This is a genomic window from Pseudomonas sp. DR48 (assembly GCF_019823085.1).
Classification (GTDB): domain Bacteria; phylum Pseudomonadota; class Gammaproteobacteria; order Pseudomonadales; family Pseudomonadaceae; genus Aquipseudomonas.
In genome coordinates this window covers 591,557-611,644 of sequence record NZ_CP081946.1, presented here as the reverse complement: position 1 = coordinate 611,644, position 20,088 = coordinate 591,557, and the positions used below count along the sequence as shown (strand labels likewise).

Genomic DNA, 20,088 nt, shown 5'->3' with positions numbered 1-20,088 from the left:
TTTGACTTTGAATTTTACAAAACAAGATCAAAAGATCGCAGCCTCGTTTCACTCGACAGCTCCTACATGGCTCCTGCAGGTAAGGCGGGAGGAGTGTTCTTGCTCGAAAGGCTTGAGATAGAGCCATCCGGTAGCAAACATTGCTTGGGCGTTGGCATGACGATGCACCATTGTTGTGCAATACTCGACGCCGTTTCAGTCGCGAGCAAACGCGGAAAATCCAGGTAATGCCCCTCCGCAAACCACGCTTTTGCCGAGAGTTCTGGCTGAATGTTGTGGTTTATAGAGTGAAAACTCCTGCCTTAAGCTTTTTATACTGCACGCCCCGCTGATCCTGGAGGTTTTGTCCTACAGGACGGTTCTGCCCACGAAGCAGGCCCGGTTTTTCACAAGCACTGGCTTACCGGTCAGCGCTTCGACACTCGGTGGTCATATCCAATAACAAGACGAGGTTGTTCCCCTATGCCAGTTGGCAATCATCTGCCCCACGGCGAGACCGCTCAGGGCGGCCCGCTTAAACGCGAACTCGGTGAACGGCATATTCGCTTGATGGCGCTGGGCGCCTGTATCGGCGTCGGCCTGTTCCTCGGTTCGGCCAAGGCCATCGAAATGGCCGGTCCGGCCATCATGTTGTCCTACATCATTGGCGGTCTGGCGATCCTGGTGATCATGCGCGCCCTCGGCGAAATGGCTGTGCACAATCCGGTGGCGGGCTCCTTCAGCCGTTACGCTCAAGACTACCTCGGGCCGTTGGCCGGCTTTCTGACGGGCTGGAATTACTGGTTCCTGTGGCTGGTGACCTGCGTCGCGGAAATCACCGCGGTGGCGGTGTACATGGGCGTCTGGTTCCCCGATGTGCCGCGCTGGATCTGGGCACTGTCGGCGTTGGTCAGCATGGGCACCATCAACCTGATCGCGGTCAAGGCCTTCGGTGAGTTCGAGTTCTGGTTCGCCTTGATCAAGATCGTCACCATCATTGCGATGGTGATCGGCGGCATCGGCGTGATTGCTTTCGGCTTCGGTAACGATGGCGTGGCCTTGGGGATTTCCAATCTCTGGGCCCATGGCGGCTTCATGCCCAACGGCGTGCAAGGCGTGTTGATGTCCTTGCAAATGGTGATGTTCGCCTACCTCGGCGTCGAGATGATCGGCCTGACCGCCGGTGAAGCGAAGAACCCGCAGAAGACCATTCCCAATGCGATCGGCTCAGTGTTCTGGCGGATTCTGTTGTTCTACGTCGGCGCGTTGTTCGTGATTCTGTCGATCTATCCGTGGAACGAGATCGGCACTCAGGGCAGTCCGTTCGTGATGACTTTCGAACGTCTGGGCATCAAGACGGCCGCCGGTATCATCAACTTCGTGGTGATCACTGCGGCGCTGTCGTCTTGCAACGGTGGCATCTTCAGTACCGGGCGCATGCTCTACAGCCTGGCGCAGAACGGCCAGGCCCCGGCCGGTTTCGCCAAGACCTCGAGCAACGGCGTGCCGCGTCGTGCATTGCTGCTGTCGATGGGGGCGTTGTTGCTGGGTGTGCTGCTCAACTATCTGGTGCCTGAGAAGGTGTTTGTCTGGGTGACCGCGATTGCCACTTTCGGTGCGATCTGGACCTGGGTGATGATTTTGCTGGCCCAACTGAAGTTCCGCAAAGGGCTGAGTGCCAGTGAGCGTGCCGGTTTGAAATACCGTATGTGGTTGTACCCGGTCAGTTCGTATCTGGCGCTGGCATTTTTGGTGTTGGTGGTGGGGTTGATGGCGTACTTTCCGGATACCCGTGTGGCGTTGTATGTCGGGCCGGCGTTTTTGGTGCTGCTGACGGTGTTGTTCTATGTGTTCAAGTTGCAGCCTACGGGTGTTTCTCAAGAGGTGGTGGGGTCGGCTTCTTAATTTGTGGTGTTTGGTTTGCTTGCTTGCTTGCTTGCTGGTTGGGCGGGGGGGCATATCCGTTTCTTCGGTAACGGCTTCTATTGGTTCCGCCTTTACGGCGGGTTACTTGGAAAAGCGCCAAGTAACCAAGCGCTAGCGCCCCTGACGTACGGTGCCTCGCTGTGGCTCGGCATTCCCTCACTCCGGTCCTGCTCCGTGGGCCCGCCGCCATCGGCCATCCATGGCCGGGGGCGGCTAACCCGGCATCCATGCCGGGTTGCCCACTACGCAGAACCTGCGTTCGGCCTCCCGACGGGGCAGATCAAGATCAAGATCAAAGGCGCAAGGCGAGCTAACGCTCGGCCTGAAGAGTGGTGAGGAGCCACGGGTGTACGCCGTCAAATGTGGGAGCGAGCTTGCTCGCGATGAGGCCCTGTCAGTCGGCGGTGATGTTGCCTGTAATGCCGCCATCGCGAGCAAGCTCGCTCCCACAGGTATTGAGTACATCTGCCAAAGCCAGGCTGGCCGGAAGGTCACCTCGCGGTTTGATGCTGATCGTTCCCACGCTCCGCGTGGGAATGCCGCCGGGGACGCTCTGCGTTCCGCTGTCGACACCAAGCTTGAGTCTTGCGCAAGGGTGACGCGGAGCGTCACGGGATGCATTCCCACGCGGAGCGTGGGAACGATCAGGATCACGATCAGCACGCGCAAGCGTTGAAGAATCAGGTCGGCCCGTAGGCCGCCTCGCTTTGCTTTGGCACTGCACGCCCCCTCGTGAGGCCGAGCGCAGGTTCTGCGCAGTGGGCAACCCGGCATGGATGCCGGGTTAGCCGCCCCCGGCCATGGATGGCCGATGGCGGCGGGCCCACGGAGCAGGACCGGAGCGAGGGCATGCCGAGCCTTAGCGAGGCACCGAACGTCAGGGGCAAGAGCCCTTTGGTTACTTTGGGGCTTTTCCAAAGTGACCCGCCGTCAGGGCGGAACCAATAGCCGCCGTTACCGCAAAAACGGATATGCCCCCAATCCCAATCCCAATCCCCAAAGCCTTTCAGCTTCAAACCGCAACAACATACGGCACCCGATTCAACCGCTTATTGAACTCCAGCCAAACCCCCAACAACCCCATCAACCCCGCCCCCACCAACGCAGTGAAAACCTGTATGGCAAAGGCATCATCAGCCATGGCATTGACCATATCCGCCAATGGCGCCAGCAACACACCAAGGCAAAACACCTCCAGCGAATAACGCCCCATCCGACAACATTGCTGCGCCAGCCAGTTTCGCGTCCAGCCCCTGTCCGGCAACAGCTTCGCCGCCACATACGCCAACGCCAGAAAGTGCAAAAGCCGCACAGGCGACAGATCCGTCTTGCTGATCGGGTACAACAGATTACTCAGACTGGCCGGCATCAGCGCATCGTGAATGTGCGGCCAACGCCACAAGACAGTAATCACCCCCGTCACCACCACATACACCGCCGCGCTGACAAACAACGGCCGGCGCAGCAACGGACGAGTCTCGACCTGCCGTTGCCGTTGCCGTTGCCGCTGCCCGTGAATCGCCGCGGCACCGCCGAGCACAAACAGCAACTGCCACGTGACCGGATTGAAATACCACACACCATCCTTGATCGCCGCCAGGTTCCAGCCAAACGACGGCGCCAGCAGGTACACCGTCAATGACACCGCGACTACCGCCCAAGCCTTGCGCACCAGCATCGGCAGCACCAGCGGCAACCCGGCCAGCAGCACGATGTACAGCGGCAACGGGTCCATCAGGTTGGGTTTGAAGCGCAGCAGCAACTCATCCGTCAACGCTTGCTGCGGGTTGGTGATGAAGTGATGCAGCCCCATTTCCTCGACCAGATCACGGGTTTCCACATGGCTGTTGGCGAAGAACACAATGCCCATCAGCATCGCCAGCAGGAAAATATGCACCACATACAACACCCAGGCGCGGCGCAGGATTTTCACGCAGGCAATCAGAAAACCGTCACGCGCAAGGATCTTGCCGTAAGCCAGGACGGCCGCATAACCGGCGAGAAACACGAAGATTTCCGCGGCATCGCTGAAGCCGAAATTGCGCAGGGTGATTTGACCCAGCGGGTTGTGGGGCACGTGATCCCAGAAAATGAAGATCAGCGCCAGGCCCCGGAAAAAGTCGATTCGGTGATCGCGTTCAGTCGTCATGGCGGCGGGCTCTTGAACGGGTTTGAAGTAGAAACGCTCGGCGCTGAAAAAGGTGGCGCGCCGCACGTTGGCGGCGCGCAGGGTGCAGGGATTCGCCGGCAATTGCAAAGCGTGGATATTACGGGATGTCTCTGAATATCGGCGGGCAACAACCGCTTGTCTAAAAGACGTGCAAGCCTGCGATCTCTGACTAACGTCGGGGTTCAAAGCATTATCGATTGAAGGCGGAATTCCTCCAGAGGCGCCGGCATGAAGATCAGCGAATGGCTCGACAAAGAGCTCACCGGCCGTCAGGTCTGGCTGTTGTTTCTTTTTGCGACGCTGATTTACATCCTGCCGTTGATCCTCGCGGACTTTCCCTATATCGATGACAACTGGCGCGCCCTGGCGGCGGGCACAGGCTGGGCGGGCGAGGGACGTCTGTTCGCGCAATGGTTCTACAACTTCCTGACGTTCAGCAGTGCTGCGCCGAATATCTTCCCGCTGCCCCTGTTGATCGTCACGCTGGCCATGAGTGCGGCATTGACCCGCCTCACGTTCCACTACTTCCCCGAACCGACGTTTGCCCATTGCCTGGTGGTGTTGCCTCTTTGGTACAACCCGTTTTTTCTGCAGAACCTGTCGTATCAATACGACGGGCCGACGATGGCGCTGAGCGTTGTCGCGGTGATTTACGCGATCACCTATCGAAGCCCTTCCCCCGTCCGGCGTTGGGTCGTGCCGGCTGTGCTGATTGCGTTGGCCGCCGGTTTGTATCAGGTCAGTATCAATGTGTTTCTCGGGCTCTGTTGCCTGGAGTTGCTGCGCGGTGCCAACGACAAATTACCCTGGCCCGCGTGGCGCGCAATGATCGGCTGGAAAGTGGCGCAGACGGTGCTGGCCTGGTTGATCTACTACGCCACGGCCTATTCCTACATGACTCAGAACCGAACCGGTTTTTTGAACGGGGCGGCGGCACCGCTGCTGCAAATTGAAGAGAATGTGGGGCGGGTGCTGGAAAAAATCGTGCTGCTGTTTCATGGCGGGTTGGCCTGGGTGTTCGCTGGATTGTTGTTGTGCGCCTTTGCGGGTGCCGTGCGTGTGGGGCAGCACGTGATGGAACGCCCCGAGACTGGCCTGAAGAAAACCATGATCGGCCTGCTGTGTCTTTTGCTTCTGCCCATGCTGATGTTGCTGGTGCCGGGCGCAACCTTGTTCTTCCGCGACTTCAACGAAGGCGCCCGAACGTTGATGGGCTTTGCTGTGGTGCTGGTGCTGCTGTTTTACCTCAGTCATCTGGCGCTTGCGCCGGCACACGGAAAACTGCCGCTGTTGTTGCTGGTGCCCTTGCTGGCAATTCTGTCGCTGTCCTTCGCATACGGACGGGTACTGACGCAGCAAAAAACCTTCGCGACTCAGGCGCTGTTTGCCCTGAGTGCCGACATCGCCTCCCGCCCGGCATTGCGCCAAGCCAAGCGTATCTACCTGTCGGTGACGTACTCCGACCACTGGCTGGTGTCAGCCGCCGGGGCGTTCAAGCAGATGCCGGTGTTGCACTATTTGTTGAACAACGACTTCTACATGCTCGCCGAAAACCTGCCGAAAACCGGCATCACAAACGTGGTCCGGGAAAACGAACGACGCAATGCCACGCGGGTTGGCTACCTGGGTTATCCACCGCTGGTGGACACTCTGTTCTATCGCATTTATCTGCAGGGGGATTACGGCTTCATCGTCATGAAAGAACCGGTTCCGGTCAAAGCGCTCGTGTGGTGAATGAAAACTTCGGCATGACCGTTGGTCGGGAGGGGAGCGCTATCTGTTATTTCTGACAGTAGACGCGCACCGGCCCTGTCTTTAGGTTGAAACACCCCTGAGACAGAGACAGGCCAAGGAGTTGAAATGAAAGCGTTATGGAAAGCGTTTTCCACTGTTGCGGTAGTTGGCGTCGCCAATACGCTGATTCATTGGCAACTATTTTACGTGCTCGTCACCGCGGCCCAACTCAGTCAGGCGGCCAGTAACCTGGCGGCGTTTTGCGTGGCGGCGTTGTTCTCTTTTTACGTGCATGCGCTGTACACGTTTGAAGACGGGGCGTCGGTGCGTTGTTATCTGGTGTATGTGTGCTTTATGGGCGCCATGAGTTTCGTTGTTGGACATTTTGCCGATGTCTGGAAACTCCATGGGTGGGTAACTGTTGGATCGTTCTCGTTGTTGAGCCTGATCTGCGGGATGTTCTTTTCGAGGTTGATCCTGTTCAAGGAACAAGAATGAAGGGGTGTCGCTGATGCCAGCCCCACCCTTGAGGCTGGCATGCAGAACAAACGTTACGCAGCAACCAGCTCATTCGGCTCAAAACTATCCGCCCGCGCCATCTGCCACATCCGCGAGTAGAACTCGCCGTTCACTTCTCCGGTGAGCAATTCCCCCGGCTTCAAGAACACATGCAACTGCGAGAACAACTTGATCTCGGTCGCCGACATGCGGCGCACCAGATGCTTGGCCGACAACTGCGACGGGTGATCGAGCCCGGCCGCCGCGAGCATTTCCGCCAGGGCCTTGAGCGTGTTGCGGTGGAAGTTGAACACCCGCTGAGCCTTGTCCGGAACCACCAAAGCGCGCTGACGCAGGGTGTCCTGAGTGGCGACACCGGTCGGGCATTTGTTGGTGTGGCAGCTTTGTGACTGGATGCAGCCGATAGCGAACATGAAGCCGCGTGCCGAGTTGGCCCAGTCGGCGCCGATGGCCAGCACGCTGGCGATGTCGAAGGCGCTGACGATCTTGCCGCTGGCGCCGAGTTTGATTTTGTCCCGCAGGTTCAGGCCGACCAGGGTGTTGTGCACGAACAACAAGCCCTCGCGCATCGGTACGCCGATGTGGTCGGTAAATTCCACCGGGGCGGCGCCGGTGCCGCCTTCCTTGCCGTCGACCACGATGAAGTCCGGGAGGATGCCGGTTTCCAGCATGGCCTTGGCGATGCCCATGAATTCCCATGGGTGGCCGAGGCAGAACTTGAAGCCCACCGGTTTACCGCCGGACAGTTCACGCAATTGCTGGATGAAATGCATCAGTTCGATCGGCGTGGAAAACGCGCTGTGGCGCGACGGTGAGATGCAGTCTTCGCCCATCATGATGCCGCGGGTTTCGGCGATTTCCTTGGTGACCTTGTGCTTGGGCAAGATGCCGCCGTGACCGGGTTTGGCCCCTTGCGACATCTTGATTTCGATCATCCGCACTTGCGTCGTCTGCGCCTGGGCGGCGAAGCGCTCCGGGTCGAAGCGTCCGTCTGCGGTGCGGCAGCCGAAATAGCCGCTGCCCAATTCCCAGGTCAGGTCGCCACCGTTTTCCCGGTGATAGGCGCTGATGCTGCCTTCACCCGTGTCGTGGGCGAAGTTGCCGAGTTTGGCGCCCTGGTTCAACGCGCGAATGGCGTTGGCGCTGAGCGAGCCGAAGCTCATCGCCGAGATGTTGAACACCGACGCCGAGTACGGCTGCGTGCACTGCGGGCCGCCGACGATGACCCGGAAGCTGCTCGGGTCGCTCAACGGTGCCGGGCGCATGGAGTGGCCGATGAATTCGAAACCCGATTGATAGACATCGATCAGCGTGCCGAAAGGTTTGTCGGCGGTTTCATTTTTGGCTCGCGAATAGACCAACGAACGCTGGGACCGGGAGAAGGGCAGGGCGTCGCTGTCGGATTCGAGCAGGTACTGGCGGATTTCCGGGCGAATGCCCTCCACCAGATAGCGAATGTTGCCCAGGATCGGGTAGTTGCGGCGCACCGCGTGCGGGCTTTGCAGCAGGTCGAAAATGCCGATCAGGCTGAGCACGCCGGTGACGGCGGTGATCGGCCAGAGCCAGTCGTGTTGCAGAAAAGGCAGACTGGCGAGGGTAAAGATCACGCAAGCGGCAAAGAAGGCGTAGCGGCTCAGGAGTGACAGGCTCATACGGTTTCCTTGGGTTCGGACTCGGTCGTGTGCAGTGCAAGGTGTAGCGGATTCGAAGATCCCTGTGGGAGCGGGCTTGCCCGCGATTGCGCCGTGTCAGACAACAGATTTTTTTCTGAAAGGTCGCTATCGCGGGCAAGCCCGCTCCCACAGTAAAAGCGAAAGCACACCACTGCGCAGTCAGGCATTCTGCGCCTGGAGAAAAATCGAAAACAGCTCGGACTGGGATTTGATCCCCAGCTTGCTGTACATGTGTTTTTTATGGACTTTCACGGTTTCTACAGAGATTTCCAGCTTACGGGCGATTTCTTTACTGGAGCAACCGCTGAGCATCAAACGGCCGACATCCAGCTCCCGCGCCGTCAATTGCGCGCCTTTGAGTTGCTGCACCGAAGCCTCCAGTTGCACCCGCCAGTCACCCTGGACCGGTGCTGGCGCAAGCGCTACAACCTCGTTGATTTCGTACGGCAGGCGTTGGCGCAACAGGCCGAGCACCCAAGGCTGGATCAGCGACAACAAGGCAATCTGCTGACCACTGAAACGCTGCTGGCTGCCCAATGACAGGCACAGCGTGCGGTCGCCTTCGAGTTGGCAATTGAACTGGATTTCATCGGCCACCACATTCAGACGAAAGTAGCGCTGGTAATACTCGGTCAGCTCGAAGTGCTCTGGCGCCACTTCCGACAAACGATAGAGGCCGGTGCGCGATTGCTCGCGGCAGGCGATGTAGAACGGATCCAGCAAATACAGGCCGCGCAGGTAATCCTGGAAGAGCTGATCCGGGCTGCCGTCCAGACCGGGGCATTCGGCGAACACTTGCGGGTGCTGATCGGCGCTGAAAAGCAGGGCCACCCAGCTGTCGAAGGTCACGTACTGACCCAGCAGGCGCACCAGTTGCGTCCAGAAATTGGGCTTGTCCAGCGCGTCGATCAGTTGTCCGACCGAGCGGTGCCAAGCGATGTCGTCTAACGAAAGTGTCATGCCTCTACCCCTATCGGGTTACCCCAGCGGCGTGATTCCCCGGCCCGCTGCTTGCTGCGCATACTGGCGCACAGACACAGACCGGGCAATCTTTCTGCCGCCCGGCCCATTACAAGGACTCCCCATGAAAGTCGAACTCGCCCAGTTGGCGGGCCGTGACAACGGCACTGCGTACAACCTCGAACGCGCTTTGGCGGCGATTGCAGCCTGCGCTGGCGACACACAACTGATCGTCTTCCCGGAAACCCACCTGATGGGCTTTCCTACTGCCGCAACCGTGGCGCAGACCGCCGAACCGCTCGACGGGCCGACCGTCAGCGCCATTGTGGCGGCTGCCCGTGAGCGCAACATCGCGGTGGTGATCGGTATGGCCGAGAACGACAACGGCCGTTTCTACAACACCACGCTGCTGATTACCCCCGAAGGCATCGCGCTGAAATACCGCAAGACGCACCTGTGGGCTTCAGATCGCGGCGTGTTCGAGGCCGGTGACCGTTACGCCACCTGCCAGTGGAACGGCGTGCGGGTCGGCCTGCTGATTTGCTACGACATTGAATTCCCGGAAACCGCCCGCGCCCTGGCGCAGCTGGGCGCCGAACTGCTGATCGTCACCAACGGCAACATGGACCCTTACGGCCCGACTCACCGCACCGCGATCATGGCCCGGGCCCAGGAAAACCAGGCGTTCGCGCTGATGGTCAACCGTGTGAAAGACAGCGACGACGGACTGGTATTTGCTGGTGGTAGCGCGCTGGTGGATCCGCTGGGCACGTTGCTGTTCGAAGCCGGACGGGAAGAGGGGCAGTTTGCGGTTGAACTGGATTTCAGCCAGTTGGAAGCGGCACGCAAGGACTATCGGTACCTGGATGATCAACGGCTGAAGTTGCCGGGGGACGTTGTTGAGCAGGCTTCTGGTGTTCGGGAGTTGCTGATTCCTTCGCGCTGATCCGGATTCCGTGTCGTCAGGGCTGACGCTTTCGCGGGCAAGCCCGCTCCCACAGGATCTTCGGCAGACACAGGATGAGTGAACGACAGCAATCAAATGTGGGAGCGGGCTTGCCCGCGAAGAGGCCAGCCCAAACAACACACCTGTTTGACTTTGCACCCAATTACAACAACGAAACACCCGAAATTTAGCGCCGAACTCGGCTCTGCCATAAATCTAATAAATTCGGAGTAGTCGCTCATGGCTCGTTTGCAACGCACCCTGTCATTGGGTTCGGTGGTGCTGTTCGGCATTGCCTACATGACGCCGATCATTGTGCTCGGCACTTTTGGCATCCTCGCTCAATCCACCGCCGGCATGGTGCCGGCCGCTTACCTGGCGGCGCTGGTGGCGATGTTTTTCACGGCCATGAGCTATGGCCGAATGGCGTCGGCGTTCCCCGTCGCCGGTTCCGCCTACAGTTATGTGCGCAAAGCGATCAGCCCCAAACTCGGTTTTATCGCCGGGTGGGCGGTGCTGCTCGATTACCTGTTCCTGCCGATGGCGATCTGGCTGATCGGTGCGGCCTACCTCAACTCCGCGTTCCCGGCCGTGCCGCAATGGATCTGGGTGCTGGCGTTCATCGGCATCACCAGTGCGATCAATATCGTCGGCCTGAAACTGGCCAACGGCATCAACGCCTTGCTGATGCTGGTGCAGTTCCTGGTGCTGATCGCCTTCGTCGCGCTGTGCATCCACTACGTCGGTGGCGATGCGAGCACGCCGTTGTGGTCGATCAAGCCGTTCTTCAACGGCGACATGCAAATGCCGCTGATCATGAGCGGTGCGGCCATCGCCTGTTATTCATTCCTTGGATTTGACGCGGTCAGCACCCTGACCGAAGAGACCCGTGATCCGCGCCGCACCATCCCGCGGGCGATCATGCTGATTACCCTGATCGGCGGGCTGATCTTCGTCAGCGTCTCGTACTTCGTGCAGATCGCGCATCCCTCGTTCCAGTTCGACAACGTCGACTCGGCGGCTTATGAAATCGCCCGCAACATCGGTGGCGATCTGTTCGTGACAATCTTCCTGATTGGCCTGATCGTCGGCCAGTTCGCGTCGGGCCTGTCGGCTCAGGCCAGTGGTTCGCGTCTGTTGTTCGCCATGGGCCGTGACGGCGTGCTGCCCAAGTCGTTCTTCGGCACGTTGCACGAACGCTTCGGCACACCGGTCAACAGCATCCTGTTGTGCGCCGTGGTTGCATTGCTGGCATTGAAACTGGACGTCACCACCTCGACCTCGTTCATCAACTTTGGCGCGTTCCTGGCGTTCAGCCTGGTGAACCTGTCGGTGATCTTTCATTACTGGATCGGCGGTGAAAAGAAGGGGCTGCGTGAATTCGTGCTGTTCCTGTTGTTCCCGTTCATTGGCCTGGCCGCCGATTTGTGGCTGATGGTCAGCCTCGATCACCTGGCGATTTACCTGGGCTTGAGCTGGCTGGCGATTGGCGTGGTGTACCTGGCGGTGTTGACCAGCGGTTTCCGCCGCCAGCCTCCGGAGATGGATTTCCAGGAAGCCACCTGACCCCCGGACCCTGCATAACCCTGTGGGAGCGGGCTTGCTCGCGAAGAGGCCGTGTCATTCACTATCAATAGCGATTGACACACCGCATTCGCGAGCAAGCCCGCTCCCACATTTTAGAATTGTGTTCAGGCGGGTTTTGTCTGGTGCACGGGCAACTCGACCCGGAACGTGCTCCCTTCGCCCACCTCGCTACGCACCGTGATATCGCCCCGGTGTTTTTTGACGATGCCATAGGACAGGGACAAACCCAGCCCCGTCCCCTGGCCCACCGGTTTGGTGGTGAAGAAGGGGTCGAATATTTTTTGCAGGGTCTCCGGGGCAATACCCGCGCCGGTATCTGCCACCTCGATCCAGACCTTTTGCCCCTCAGCCCCGGTGCGCAGCGTAATGGTGCCCCGTTGCGGTCCCATTGCCTGAGACGCGTTGACGATCAGGTTCATGATCACCTGATTGATTTGCGACGGCAGGCACTCGATGTCGGGCAACACCTGATATTCCTTCAGCACATCGGCCTTGTACTTGAGTTCATTGGCGACGATGTTCAGGGTCGATTCGATGCCCTGTTGCAGATTGGTCCACTGCCATTCCTGGTTCGAGTCCACGCGGGAGAAGTCCTTCAGGTCCTTGACGATCTGCCCGACGCGGTTGATGCCGTCCTTGGATTCCTTGATCAGTAACGGAATGTCCTCGCGCAGGAACTCCAGCTCGACCTGTTCGCGTAACTGCCCAAGCCGTTCGAGCACTTCGCTTGAGGCAATCGCCTCTTCGGCATCGCGATAGGCATCGAGCATGGCCTGCAGTTGCTTGAAGTAACCCTCGAGGCTGCCGAGGTTGGAAGAAATAAAGCCGATGGGGTTGTTGATTTCATGGGCGACGCCGGCCGCCAACTGACCCAGGGAGGCGAGTTTTTCCGACTGCACCAATTGCGATTCAAGCTGTTTGCGCTCGTCGATTTCTCGCTGCAACGCCACGCTGGCCTCTTTGAACTCGGCCGTGCGCAGGTTAACCAGGTGCTCCAGGTGGCTCATCTGCACAGAGGCCCGTTCGGTCATTTCCCACTTGGTCAGCAGGGTGTTGGCCATCTGCTGGACTTCGATGTTGTCGAAGGGTTTTTTCAGGATCAGCAAGCGGTCATGTGCGTGTAGACGCTCCAGCAGTTCATCCCAGGAATAGTCGGAATAGGCGGTACACACCACCACTTGCAGGTGCGGGTCTTGCCGCCACAAATGTTCGATGGTCTGCGCGCCGTCCCAGCCTTCGGGCATGCGCATGTCGACGAAGGCGAGGGCGTATGGGCGATTTTGCTGCAAGGCCAGGTTGAGAAGTTCCAGGCCTTCCTGGCCGCCGTAAGCCGAGTCCAGTTCGAACAGGGTACCCGCGGCTTTGACTTCGATGCCAAACAGCGCGGCTTCCATTTCGTCCAGTTCGACTTGCTGCACCGCCACCGGCGTGAGGATCTTGCGAAAGTCCTCGTGAATGGACGGCGTGTCGTCGATCAGCAGAATGCGTCGGTTCGAAGGTTCGTTCATGCCTGCTCCGTAACGGTTTTCAGCGGGATCTGCAGGGTAAACAGTGCACCTTTTCCAGGCCCGTCGCTGTGCGCGCTGAGGTGGCCGTTCATCTCGATAGCCGCCAGGGCGCAACTGTGCAGACCGAAGCCGTGACCTTCCTTGCGGGTGGTAAAACCGTGAGCAAAGATTCGCGTCATGTTTTCCGGCGCGATGCCTTCGCCATCATCCTTGACGCTGATCTGCAGGGTGGCGTCTTCAACGATTTTCACCCCCAGGGTCATTTTTCGCGGGCGATTGCTGAGGTCCGACATGGCGTATTTTGCATTGCTGATCAGGTTGATCAGGATCAGCAGCAAACGGTGTTTATCCCCCATGACCTGCGGCACGTCGTTGTACTCCTTGATCACCGTCACGTGGTGCCGGGTCAGGGCGCCGGAATTCATGCGCAGGGCATCTTCGAGCAACTCGCTGATGTGCAGCGGTTCCGTCAGGTTGTTGGCTCCGGCGTAGGACTGCTGGGTCGCGACTATGTCCTTGATGTGATCGACGCTCTTGGTCAGTTGGGCGAGTTCGTCGGTCATGCTGTGTTGTTCGAGCGCAATGGCTTCGACCAGTTGGTTCAGGTAGCCGGGCAGTAATTTGCCTTTCTCGTCCTGGGTCAGGAACGCGCCAAGGTCGCCAGGATGGGCGTTGATCATCTGCATGGCCTTGCCCAGCCCTTGAGCCTTGCTGCTGCGCAGTTTGCGCGAGACCAGGTCAGCCGAAATGTTCACGCTGTTGAGCACGTTGCCGACGTTGTGCAACACATTGGTGGCGATTTCGGCCATGCCGGCCAGGCGTGCGGTATCGAGCAGCTCGCTCTGGGTATCCTTGAGCTCGCGGGTGCGTTCTTCAACCCGTTGTTCGAGGTCGTCATTGGCGGTTTGCAGGGCTTTGTTGACGCGGTTGATCACCGTGAAACTGCGCATCAAGTGAATCGCCAGGTACACCAGCAACAACACCAGCAGCACGGAAAACACCAGCATGTAGAAGTGGTAGCGCTGATCGATCGCATCGGCCTGCTGCTGATCCTTGTTCAGCAAGTCGGTGATATCGTCCAGCCGTTCGGCCACGGGAATGGCTTCGATGTTTTCCAGCAAGCGGTTGACCACTGGCTGTTCACGCAGGATCAACGCGATGTGATTGCTGAGGATATCGATCGGACGGTGGAACGCCTCCGGCAGGCGCAACTTGTTCACGCTCAGTTTGTTCAGGCCCACCAGAATGTCGGCGGCTTTGTCATCGGAAGTGACCTGGGCAAATTCAAGGCTGCTGAGCAGCAGGTCATAGGTGTCTGTGGCAATGTTTTGCAGCTGCAGTTTGTCGCCATCCAGCAACTGGGCAAGGGGTTGCTGAATGTCATCTTCGGCGGTCGGCAGGAACGCCAGGGAGTTGCGCAAGACGGCATTGTGCGATTTGAACTGTTCCACCAGCCGGGATTTTTCCTCGAAGGCGCCCAGATAGGCATCATGGCTGGCACGCCAGACGGGCGAATCATTACGGCCGTGACTGGATTCCATCGTGTCGAACCGTGCCCACAACTGAGTCATCTCGGTCAGCGGCGTGACCAGCGGATCGTAGTTGTGGTTGGTGTCTATCCGGGCCTTGAGGATTTCCGTTTCCCATTGCGCGTTCAGCTGTTTCATCCGGGAAATCAGATACCGGGATTCGGTGTAGGTCGACGTCTGGTTCGAGCTGGACTTGAGGTACAGAAACAAAAGCGTCGAGGCCAGTAACAGCGCCGCGATGCCGAGGAGTGCCAGGCTGCTGCGATGGGACATTTTCATAAGGGTTTGCCTTCCCATTCACCGGTCAAGGTCTTGAGAAACTGGATGATCAGGCCCTTGTCGTCTGCGGACGGGACGCGTCCCAGCTGAAAGGTGAACATCACGTCCACGGCGTCCTCGAGGGTTTTGGCCGAGCCGTCGTGAAAGTACGGCGCAGTGACGGCGACGTTACGCAGGCTTGGGACCTTGAACACGTTGCGGTCCTCTTCGTCCTTGGTCACCAGATAGCGCCCCAGGTCGGTTTCGGTCGGGTTGCCGCGCGTCTTGAAGTAATCACCCATCACGCCGAACTTCTGGAACATGTTGCCGCCGATGTTGACGCCTTGATGGCAGGTGATGCAGCCGTAATCCTTGAAGCGTTGGTAACCGTATTTTTCTTCGGTGGTGAGAATGTCGGTATTGCCTTTCAGGTATTGGTCGAAACGCGAGTTGGCGCTGAGCAGCGTGCGCTCGTAGGTGGCCAGGGCATTTTGCACATTGAGCTCGGTCACTCCGTCCGGGTAGGCGTTGGCGAATGCACGGTGATACGCCGGATCGGCCGACAGGGTCTGCACCACGTGCTCCCAGTTGCTGCCCATCTCACTGGAACTTTGCACCACGGTGTGGACCTGGGTTTCGAGGGTGTCGGCGCGACCGTTCCAGAACTGGCGGAAGTTCAGGCTGGCGTTGAATACGCTGGGGGTGTTGATGGTCACTGGCTGGCCGTTGAAGCCAATCGAAAATGCCTTGTCATCGGCGCCACCGATTTTCAGTTGATGACAGCTGGCGCAGGACAGGCTGTTGTTGACCGACAAGCGGGGCTCGTTGAACAACTGGCGACCCAGTTCGACACGCAGCGGGTTTTGTTCCGGAGCGGCCGGCAATGGTTTAAGCGGCTCATGCAGCGGTTCGCCGACCGCGCCCGCACTGAGCCCGAGCAAAGGCACCAGCAACAAACAGTAGAAGAATGGCGACATCTTTTGATTCCTTGGCAGATGGCCGAAGCGTCGCTTCATATCGGTCAGGTGGTTGCGAACGGGGGAGACTTCACCGATGTCATGTACTTCACAAAGGCCTCTGGCTCGACGGCTTTGCTGAAGTAATAACCCTGGCCTTCCTCGCACTGATGGGCCTTTAGAAAATCCAGCTGTTCGAGGGTTTCCACCCCTTCGGCGATGACGCTCAGCTTGAGGCTCTTGCCCAGGCTGATGATGGCGCTGACCAACGCCGCATCGCTGCTGTCGCGGGTCAGGCCGCGAATGAACGACTGGTCGATTTTCAGCACGTTGATAGGGAATCGTCGCAGGTAACTCAGGCTGGAATAACCGGTGCCGAAGTCGTCGATGGCCAGTCGCACACCCAATTCTTTTATGCGGTTCAGGGCAGAGACGGTGGCATCGACGTTCTGCATCAACACCCCTTCGGTGATTTCCAGTTCCAGCAATGACGGGTCCAGGCCTGTTTGTTCAAGGACCTGTTCAATGCCTTCGACGAAACCGCGCTGGCGAAAGTCGATGGGCGATACGTTCACCGACATGCACAGTTTGGGCAGACCGGCGGCCTGCCAGGCGCAGGCTTGCCGACAGGCCTGGGCCAGTACCCATTTGCTCAACGGCACGATCAGCCCGCTGTCTTCGGCGACACCGATGAAGTCGGACGGATAAACCAGGCCATGCCCGGGTTTGAGCCAGCGGATCAAGGCCTCCGCACCCACCACCTGACCTGTGCCCAGGTCGAGCTTGGGCTGGTAATGCAGGACAAATTCGTCGCGCTCCAGTGCCAGGCGAATCCCCGTTTCGATGCTTTGCTGATCCCGCGCGCGCTGATTCATTTCGTCGAGGAAGAAGCTGAAGTCGTTCGGGCCGATTTCCTTGATGTTGCGCATCGCGGTTTCGGCTTTCTTGATCAGCGCGATGGCATCGAAGCCGTCATCGGGATAAATGCTGATGCCCAGGCTGGCGGTCACGCTCAAGTCATGGCCGGCAATGTGCTGGGGAGCGCGAATGGCGCTCAGGACTTTTTCGGCGATGCCTTTGGTTTGTTGCGGATGGCGGATATCGGCCAGGATCACCACGAACTCGTCAGAGCCGTAACGAAACACCGAATCGGACTCGCGCACCGTGGACACCAGGTTCTGCCCGACCCGTTTGAGCATTTCGTCACCGGCCGGGTGCCCCAGTGCATTGTTGATGCGCTTGAAGCGGTCAAGACCCACAAACATCACCGCCAGTTGTTTGTCATGGCGGCGGGACAATGCCAGGGACTGGTTCAGCCGATCACCGAGCAGCGTGCTGTTGGGCAGCTCGGTCAACACGTCGTATTGCAGCAGGTGAGACACCTTGAGCAGTTCGTGGACGCGTGCCTCGATGGTTTGCTCCAGGCTTTGCACTTTCGTCTCGGCGTCCTGGGTCATCTGCCATTTCCAGGTCATGGCGCTGGCCATCTGGCGGATTTCCACACTGTCGAAGGGTTTTTTCAACACCAGCAACTGGTCGCCGTACTCGAGCCGCTCGGCCATTTCTTCCCAGCTGTAATCCGAAAAGGCCGTACACAAGGCGATTTGCAGATGCGGGTCGACCTTCCAGAGTTGTTCGACGGTTTCCAGGCCGTCCCAACCTGGCGGCATGCGCATGTCGGTGAAGGCCATTGCGTAGGGGCGACCTTCGGCCTGGGCGCGCTTGACCAGTTCGAGCGCTTCCTGGCCCTGATAGGCCGAGTCGAGCTGGAACGTCAGCCGGTCAGACTTGGGCGTACCGAACAGCGCTTCTTCAGTGCCGGCCAGGGACTGTTCGTCTTCGGTGTCGGGGCCGAGGATCTTGCGAAAGTCCTGATGGATCGAGGGCGTGTCATCAATGATCAGGATGCGCCGGTTGGTCTGCACGGACGACGTTTTCATCCCTTGTCCTCCGTGGAGGGCGGATTGTCCCGGATCGGTCCGGTTTGAAAGCTGGCGGGCATGATACTGCCGGCTTTGAGCAAGTGAGCGGCCTGTTGGCTGCTGACCGCTCTGCTGAAGAAGAAACCCTGTGCATTCATTGGCGAGCCTGTGGCCATTAGCGAACTACGCTGTTCCTGGGTTTCGACACCTTCGGCGATGATTCCGATCCCTACCTCACGTGCGAAATTGATGATGGCGCGCAATGTGTTGGCGCAAGCCGGGTCCCGGGCCGCGGTGTCGATGAACGCCTGGGCGAGTTTCAGGTGATTGACCTGGTAAGTCTTGAGGTAATCGAAGGAGGAATATTCGGTGCCGAAGTCATCGATGGCGATCTTCACCCCCAGCTCGCGCAGGCGCGGCAGTACATCGTTGTGGGTCCACTTGGTCTGGGCCAGGGTCGCTTCGGTGACATCGAAACGCAGGTCCCAGGGGCACAGTTCATAGCGCGCGGTGGTGCGTAGCACGTCATAGATCAGTTCGGGACCACTCTTGAGCTGGGCCAGTGACAGCTTTATGGCAATGACCGGCGGCGCCATGCCTTCATCGCGCCACTGGCGCATCTGTTGGCAGGCGTGATCCAGTACCCAATGACCGAGGGCGATAATGGCGCCGGTTTTTTCCGCCGCCGGCAAGAACGCCGGCCCTTCCAGCAAGCCACGTTCGGGGTGATTCCAGACGACCTGGGCTTCCATGCCGAGGATCTTGCCGCTGCTCAGTTCCACTTCGGGCCAGTATTTGAGATCGAGCTCTCCATGCTTGATGGCGTCTTTCAAGTCATTGGCGATGGTCATGCGTTCGACCACTTCCTGATTGATCTCCTCGGAATAGAAATGGTACTGGTTGCGGCCCTTCTCCTTGGAGCGATAGAGCGCCATGTCGGCCTGGCCTAGCAGACCGTCGGCACTGGTGATGAGCGGCGAGTAGCTGCTGATGCCTATGCTCACTGAAACGCGCACGTCATTGCTGGCGAGCAGGTAGGGCTGCACCAGCGCATCGCGGACCTTGGCGGCCAGCGCCGCGGAATGAGTCGGGTCGCTGACGTCCAGTTGCAGGATGGCGAACTCATCGCCGCCGAGGCGCGCGACCACATCGTTTTCCCGCACGCAGGCCTTGATCCGCCGGGACACCTCTTGCAGCAACAGGTCGCCCACCGGATGACCGAGGGTGTCGTTGATCCGTTTGAAGTGGTCCAGGTCCAGGTAGAACATCGCGAACGGTGTGGCCCCCCGACGCGCGGCGGCGAACGCCTGGTGCAGGCGCTCGATCAGGGTGGCCCGGTTGGCCAGCCCGGTCAGTCCGTCAGTGCGGGCCAGCAGGGCGATTTTCTCTTCAGCGACTTTGCGCTCGGTGACGTCGATGATGATGCCTTCGACTTCCAGCAAGCGTCCTTCATCGTCGCGCACCGGGATATAGCGGTTCTCCACCCAACGCCAGGCACCGTCGCTGGTGCGCATGCGGAACTCGATGGAGGCTCCCGCCGCGTGACGGTCCAGCACCCGGGCCATCGCCGTATCGACTTTCGGTTGATCGTCAGGATGAATCAGCTCCCGGGCCCAGTTGGCCGAGGCGACCAGGTTCGCCGCGACGTGACCATACTTGGTAATGTTGTGGGAGATGTACATCAGTGGAAACGACGGTTCGCCGCGCAGGCGATACAAAATGGTCGGGCTGTTCTGCACGATGATGTTGGCATCGGACAGCTCCCGGGTGCGCTCCTCGACGGCCTGCTCCAGCAGCGACATCTTCAGCGCCGCGTCTTCGGTCATCTGCCATTTGGCGGTCAGGGCGCTGGCCATCTGACGGATCTCTATGGCATCGAAGGGTTTTTTCAGAATCAGCAGGCGATCGCCCAGCTCCAGCCGTTCATCGATGTCTTCCCAGGAATAGTCGGAATAGGCGGTGCACAGGGCCACTTGCAGCTTGGGATCGACCTGCCACAGCCGTTCGATGGTTTCCAGACCGTCCCAGCCCGGCGGCATGCGCATGTCGATGAACGCCATCGCGTAGGGCAGGTCATTGGCCAGTGCGTGCTCGACCTTGCTCAGGGCTTCAAGGCCCTGAAACGCCGAATCGAGCACGAAGCTTTGCAGTACTGCCGTCGCTTGCGTCCCGAACAGGGCTTTTTCGGCGTTGGTCAGGTCTTCGTCATCGATTGAAGGCGGACTGAGGATCTTGATGAAGTCCGCATGGATCGAAGCGGTGTCGTCGACGATGAGAATCCGACGATTGGTTCGCGCCAGCAGCGTACTCATAAGCGTACGGCCGGAACGGATGCAGTGCGGTGTAATGTGCTCATAGGGGCATCCTTTCCCTGATCACGTGGCCATGCGTTACAGATAATGGATCCGAGTGAATGCAGCA

12 protein-coding genes and 3 pseudogenes are annotated in these 20,088 nt (G+C 59.1%); 5 read left to right on the top strand and 10 right to left on the bottom strand.

Annotated features, from left to right (window positions below; genetic code table 11):
• The first annotated feature begins 462 nt into the window (after window positions 1–462).
• Window positions 463–1,884 (top strand): amino acid permease, encoded by a 1,422-nt coding sequence (locus K5K95_RS02810; RefSeq protein ID WP_222588298.1) that lies wholly within the window; start codon window positions 463–465, stop codon window positions 1,882–1,884.
• A gap of 1,033 nt (window positions 1,885–2,917) precedes the next feature.
• Here K5K95_RS02810 and K5K95_RS02805 read toward each other — a convergent pair.
• Entirely contained in the window at window positions 2,918–4,054 is a 1,137-nt protein-coding gene (locus K5K95_RS02805; RefSeq protein ID WP_222590277.1) for an OpgC family protein, read from the bottom strand.
• 249 nt (window positions 4,055–4,303) lie between these two features.
• Here K5K95_RS02805 and K5K95_RS02800 point away from each other — a divergent pair, with 249 nt between their 5' ends.
• Together K5K95_RS02800 and K5K95_RS02795 are read left to right on the top strand one after the other, a co-directional pair.
• On the top strand, window positions 4,304–5,809 hold the full coding sequence (locus K5K95_RS02800; protein WP_222588297.1) for a glucosyltransferase domain-containing protein: 1,506 nt from the start codon (window positions 4,304–4,306) through the stop codon (window positions 5,807–5,809).
• A 126-nt stretch (window positions 5,810–5,935) separates the two neighbouring features.
• The gene (locus tag K5K95_RS02795) at window positions 5,936–6,307 is read left to right on the top strand and encodes a GtrA family protein (RefSeq protein ID WP_222588296.1); all 372 of its coding nucleotides are present in this window, start codon (window positions 5,936–5,938) and stop codon (window positions 6,305–6,307) included.
• 53 nt (window positions 6,308–6,360) lie between these two features.
• Here the strand turns inward: K5K95_RS02795 and K5K95_RS02790 are convergent, their stop codons facing one another.
• Together K5K95_RS02790 and K5K95_RS02785 are read right to left on the bottom strand one after the other, a co-directional pair.
• Window positions 6,361–7,980, bottom strand: coding sequence for an FMN-binding glutamate synthase family protein (locus tag K5K95_RS02790; protein WP_222588295.1), 1,620 nt, complete (start codon window positions 7,978–7,980; stop codon window positions 6,361–6,363).
• Window positions 7,981–8,160: 180 nt separating this feature from the next.
• On the bottom strand, window positions 8,161–8,961 hold the full coding sequence (locus K5K95_RS02785) for a helix-turn-helix transcriptional regulator (RefSeq protein WP_222588294.1): 801 nt from the start codon (window positions 8,959–8,961) through the stop codon (window positions 8,161–8,163).
• 124 nt (window positions 8,962–9,085) lie between these two features.
• Between K5K95_RS02785 and K5K95_RS02780 the strand changes: the two genes are divergently transcribed.
• A complete protein-coding gene (locus K5K95_RS02780; protein WP_222588293.1) occupies window positions 9,086–9,907 on the top strand; it encodes a carbon-nitrogen hydrolase family protein in 822 nt (273 codons plus the stop codon).
• Window positions 9,908–10,147: 240 nt separating this feature from the next.
• Entirely contained in the window at window positions 10,148–11,473 is a 1,326-nt protein-coding gene (locus K5K95_RS02775) for an APC family permease (RefSeq protein ID WP_222588292.1), read from the top strand.
• A gap of 125 nt (window positions 11,474–11,598) precedes the next feature.
• On the opposite strand, the pseudogene K5K95_RS33485 reads toward K5K95_RS02775, so the two are convergent.
• From K5K95_RS33485 to K5K95_RS02750, 7 genes and pseudogenes are all read right to left on the bottom strand, one after another.
• A pseudogene (locus K5K95_RS33485) lies at window positions 11,599–11,877 on the bottom strand (sensor histidine kinase); the annotation flags it as partial.
• A 444-nt stretch (window positions 11,878–12,321) separates the two neighbouring features.
• A pseudogene (locus K5K95_RS33480) lies at window positions 12,322–12,408 on the bottom strand (hypothetical protein); the annotation flags it as partial.
• A gap of 204 nt (window positions 12,409–12,612) precedes the next feature.
• A pseudogene (locus K5K95_RS33475) lies at window positions 12,613–12,888 on the bottom strand (response regulator transcription factor); the annotation flags it as partial.
• A gap of 110 nt (window positions 12,889–12,998) precedes the next feature.
• Window positions 12,999–14,810 carry a DAHL domain-containing protein gene (locus tag K5K95_RS02765; protein ID WP_222588290.1) on the bottom strand — a complete coding sequence of 604 codons (1,812 nt, stop codon included), beginning with the start codon at window positions 14,808–14,810 and terminating at the stop codon, window positions 12,999–13,001.
• Window positions 14,807–15,766, bottom strand: coding sequence for a cytochrome-c peroxidase (locus K5K95_RS02760; RefSeq protein ID WP_222588289.1), 960 nt, complete (start codon window positions 15,764–15,766; stop codon window positions 14,807–14,809). The genes K5K95_RS02765 and K5K95_RS02760 overlap by 4 nt, the downstream gene beginning before the upstream one ends.
• Window positions 15,767–15,810: 44 nt before the next feature.
• The gene (locus tag K5K95_RS02755) at window positions 15,811–17,685 is read right to left on the bottom strand and encodes an EAL domain-containing protein (protein WP_222588288.1); all 1,875 of its coding nucleotides are present in this window, start codon (window positions 17,683–17,685) and stop codon (window positions 15,811–15,813) included.
• The gene (locus K5K95_RS02750; RefSeq protein WP_222588287.1) at window positions 17,682–19,979 is read right to left on the bottom strand and encodes an EAL domain-containing protein; all 2,298 of its coding nucleotides are present in this window, start codon (window positions 19,977–19,979) and stop codon (window positions 17,682–17,684) included. Before K5K95_RS02750 ends, K5K95_RS02755 begins: the two co-directional genes overlap by 4 nt.
• Window positions 19,980–20,088 lie beyond the last annotated feature (109 nt).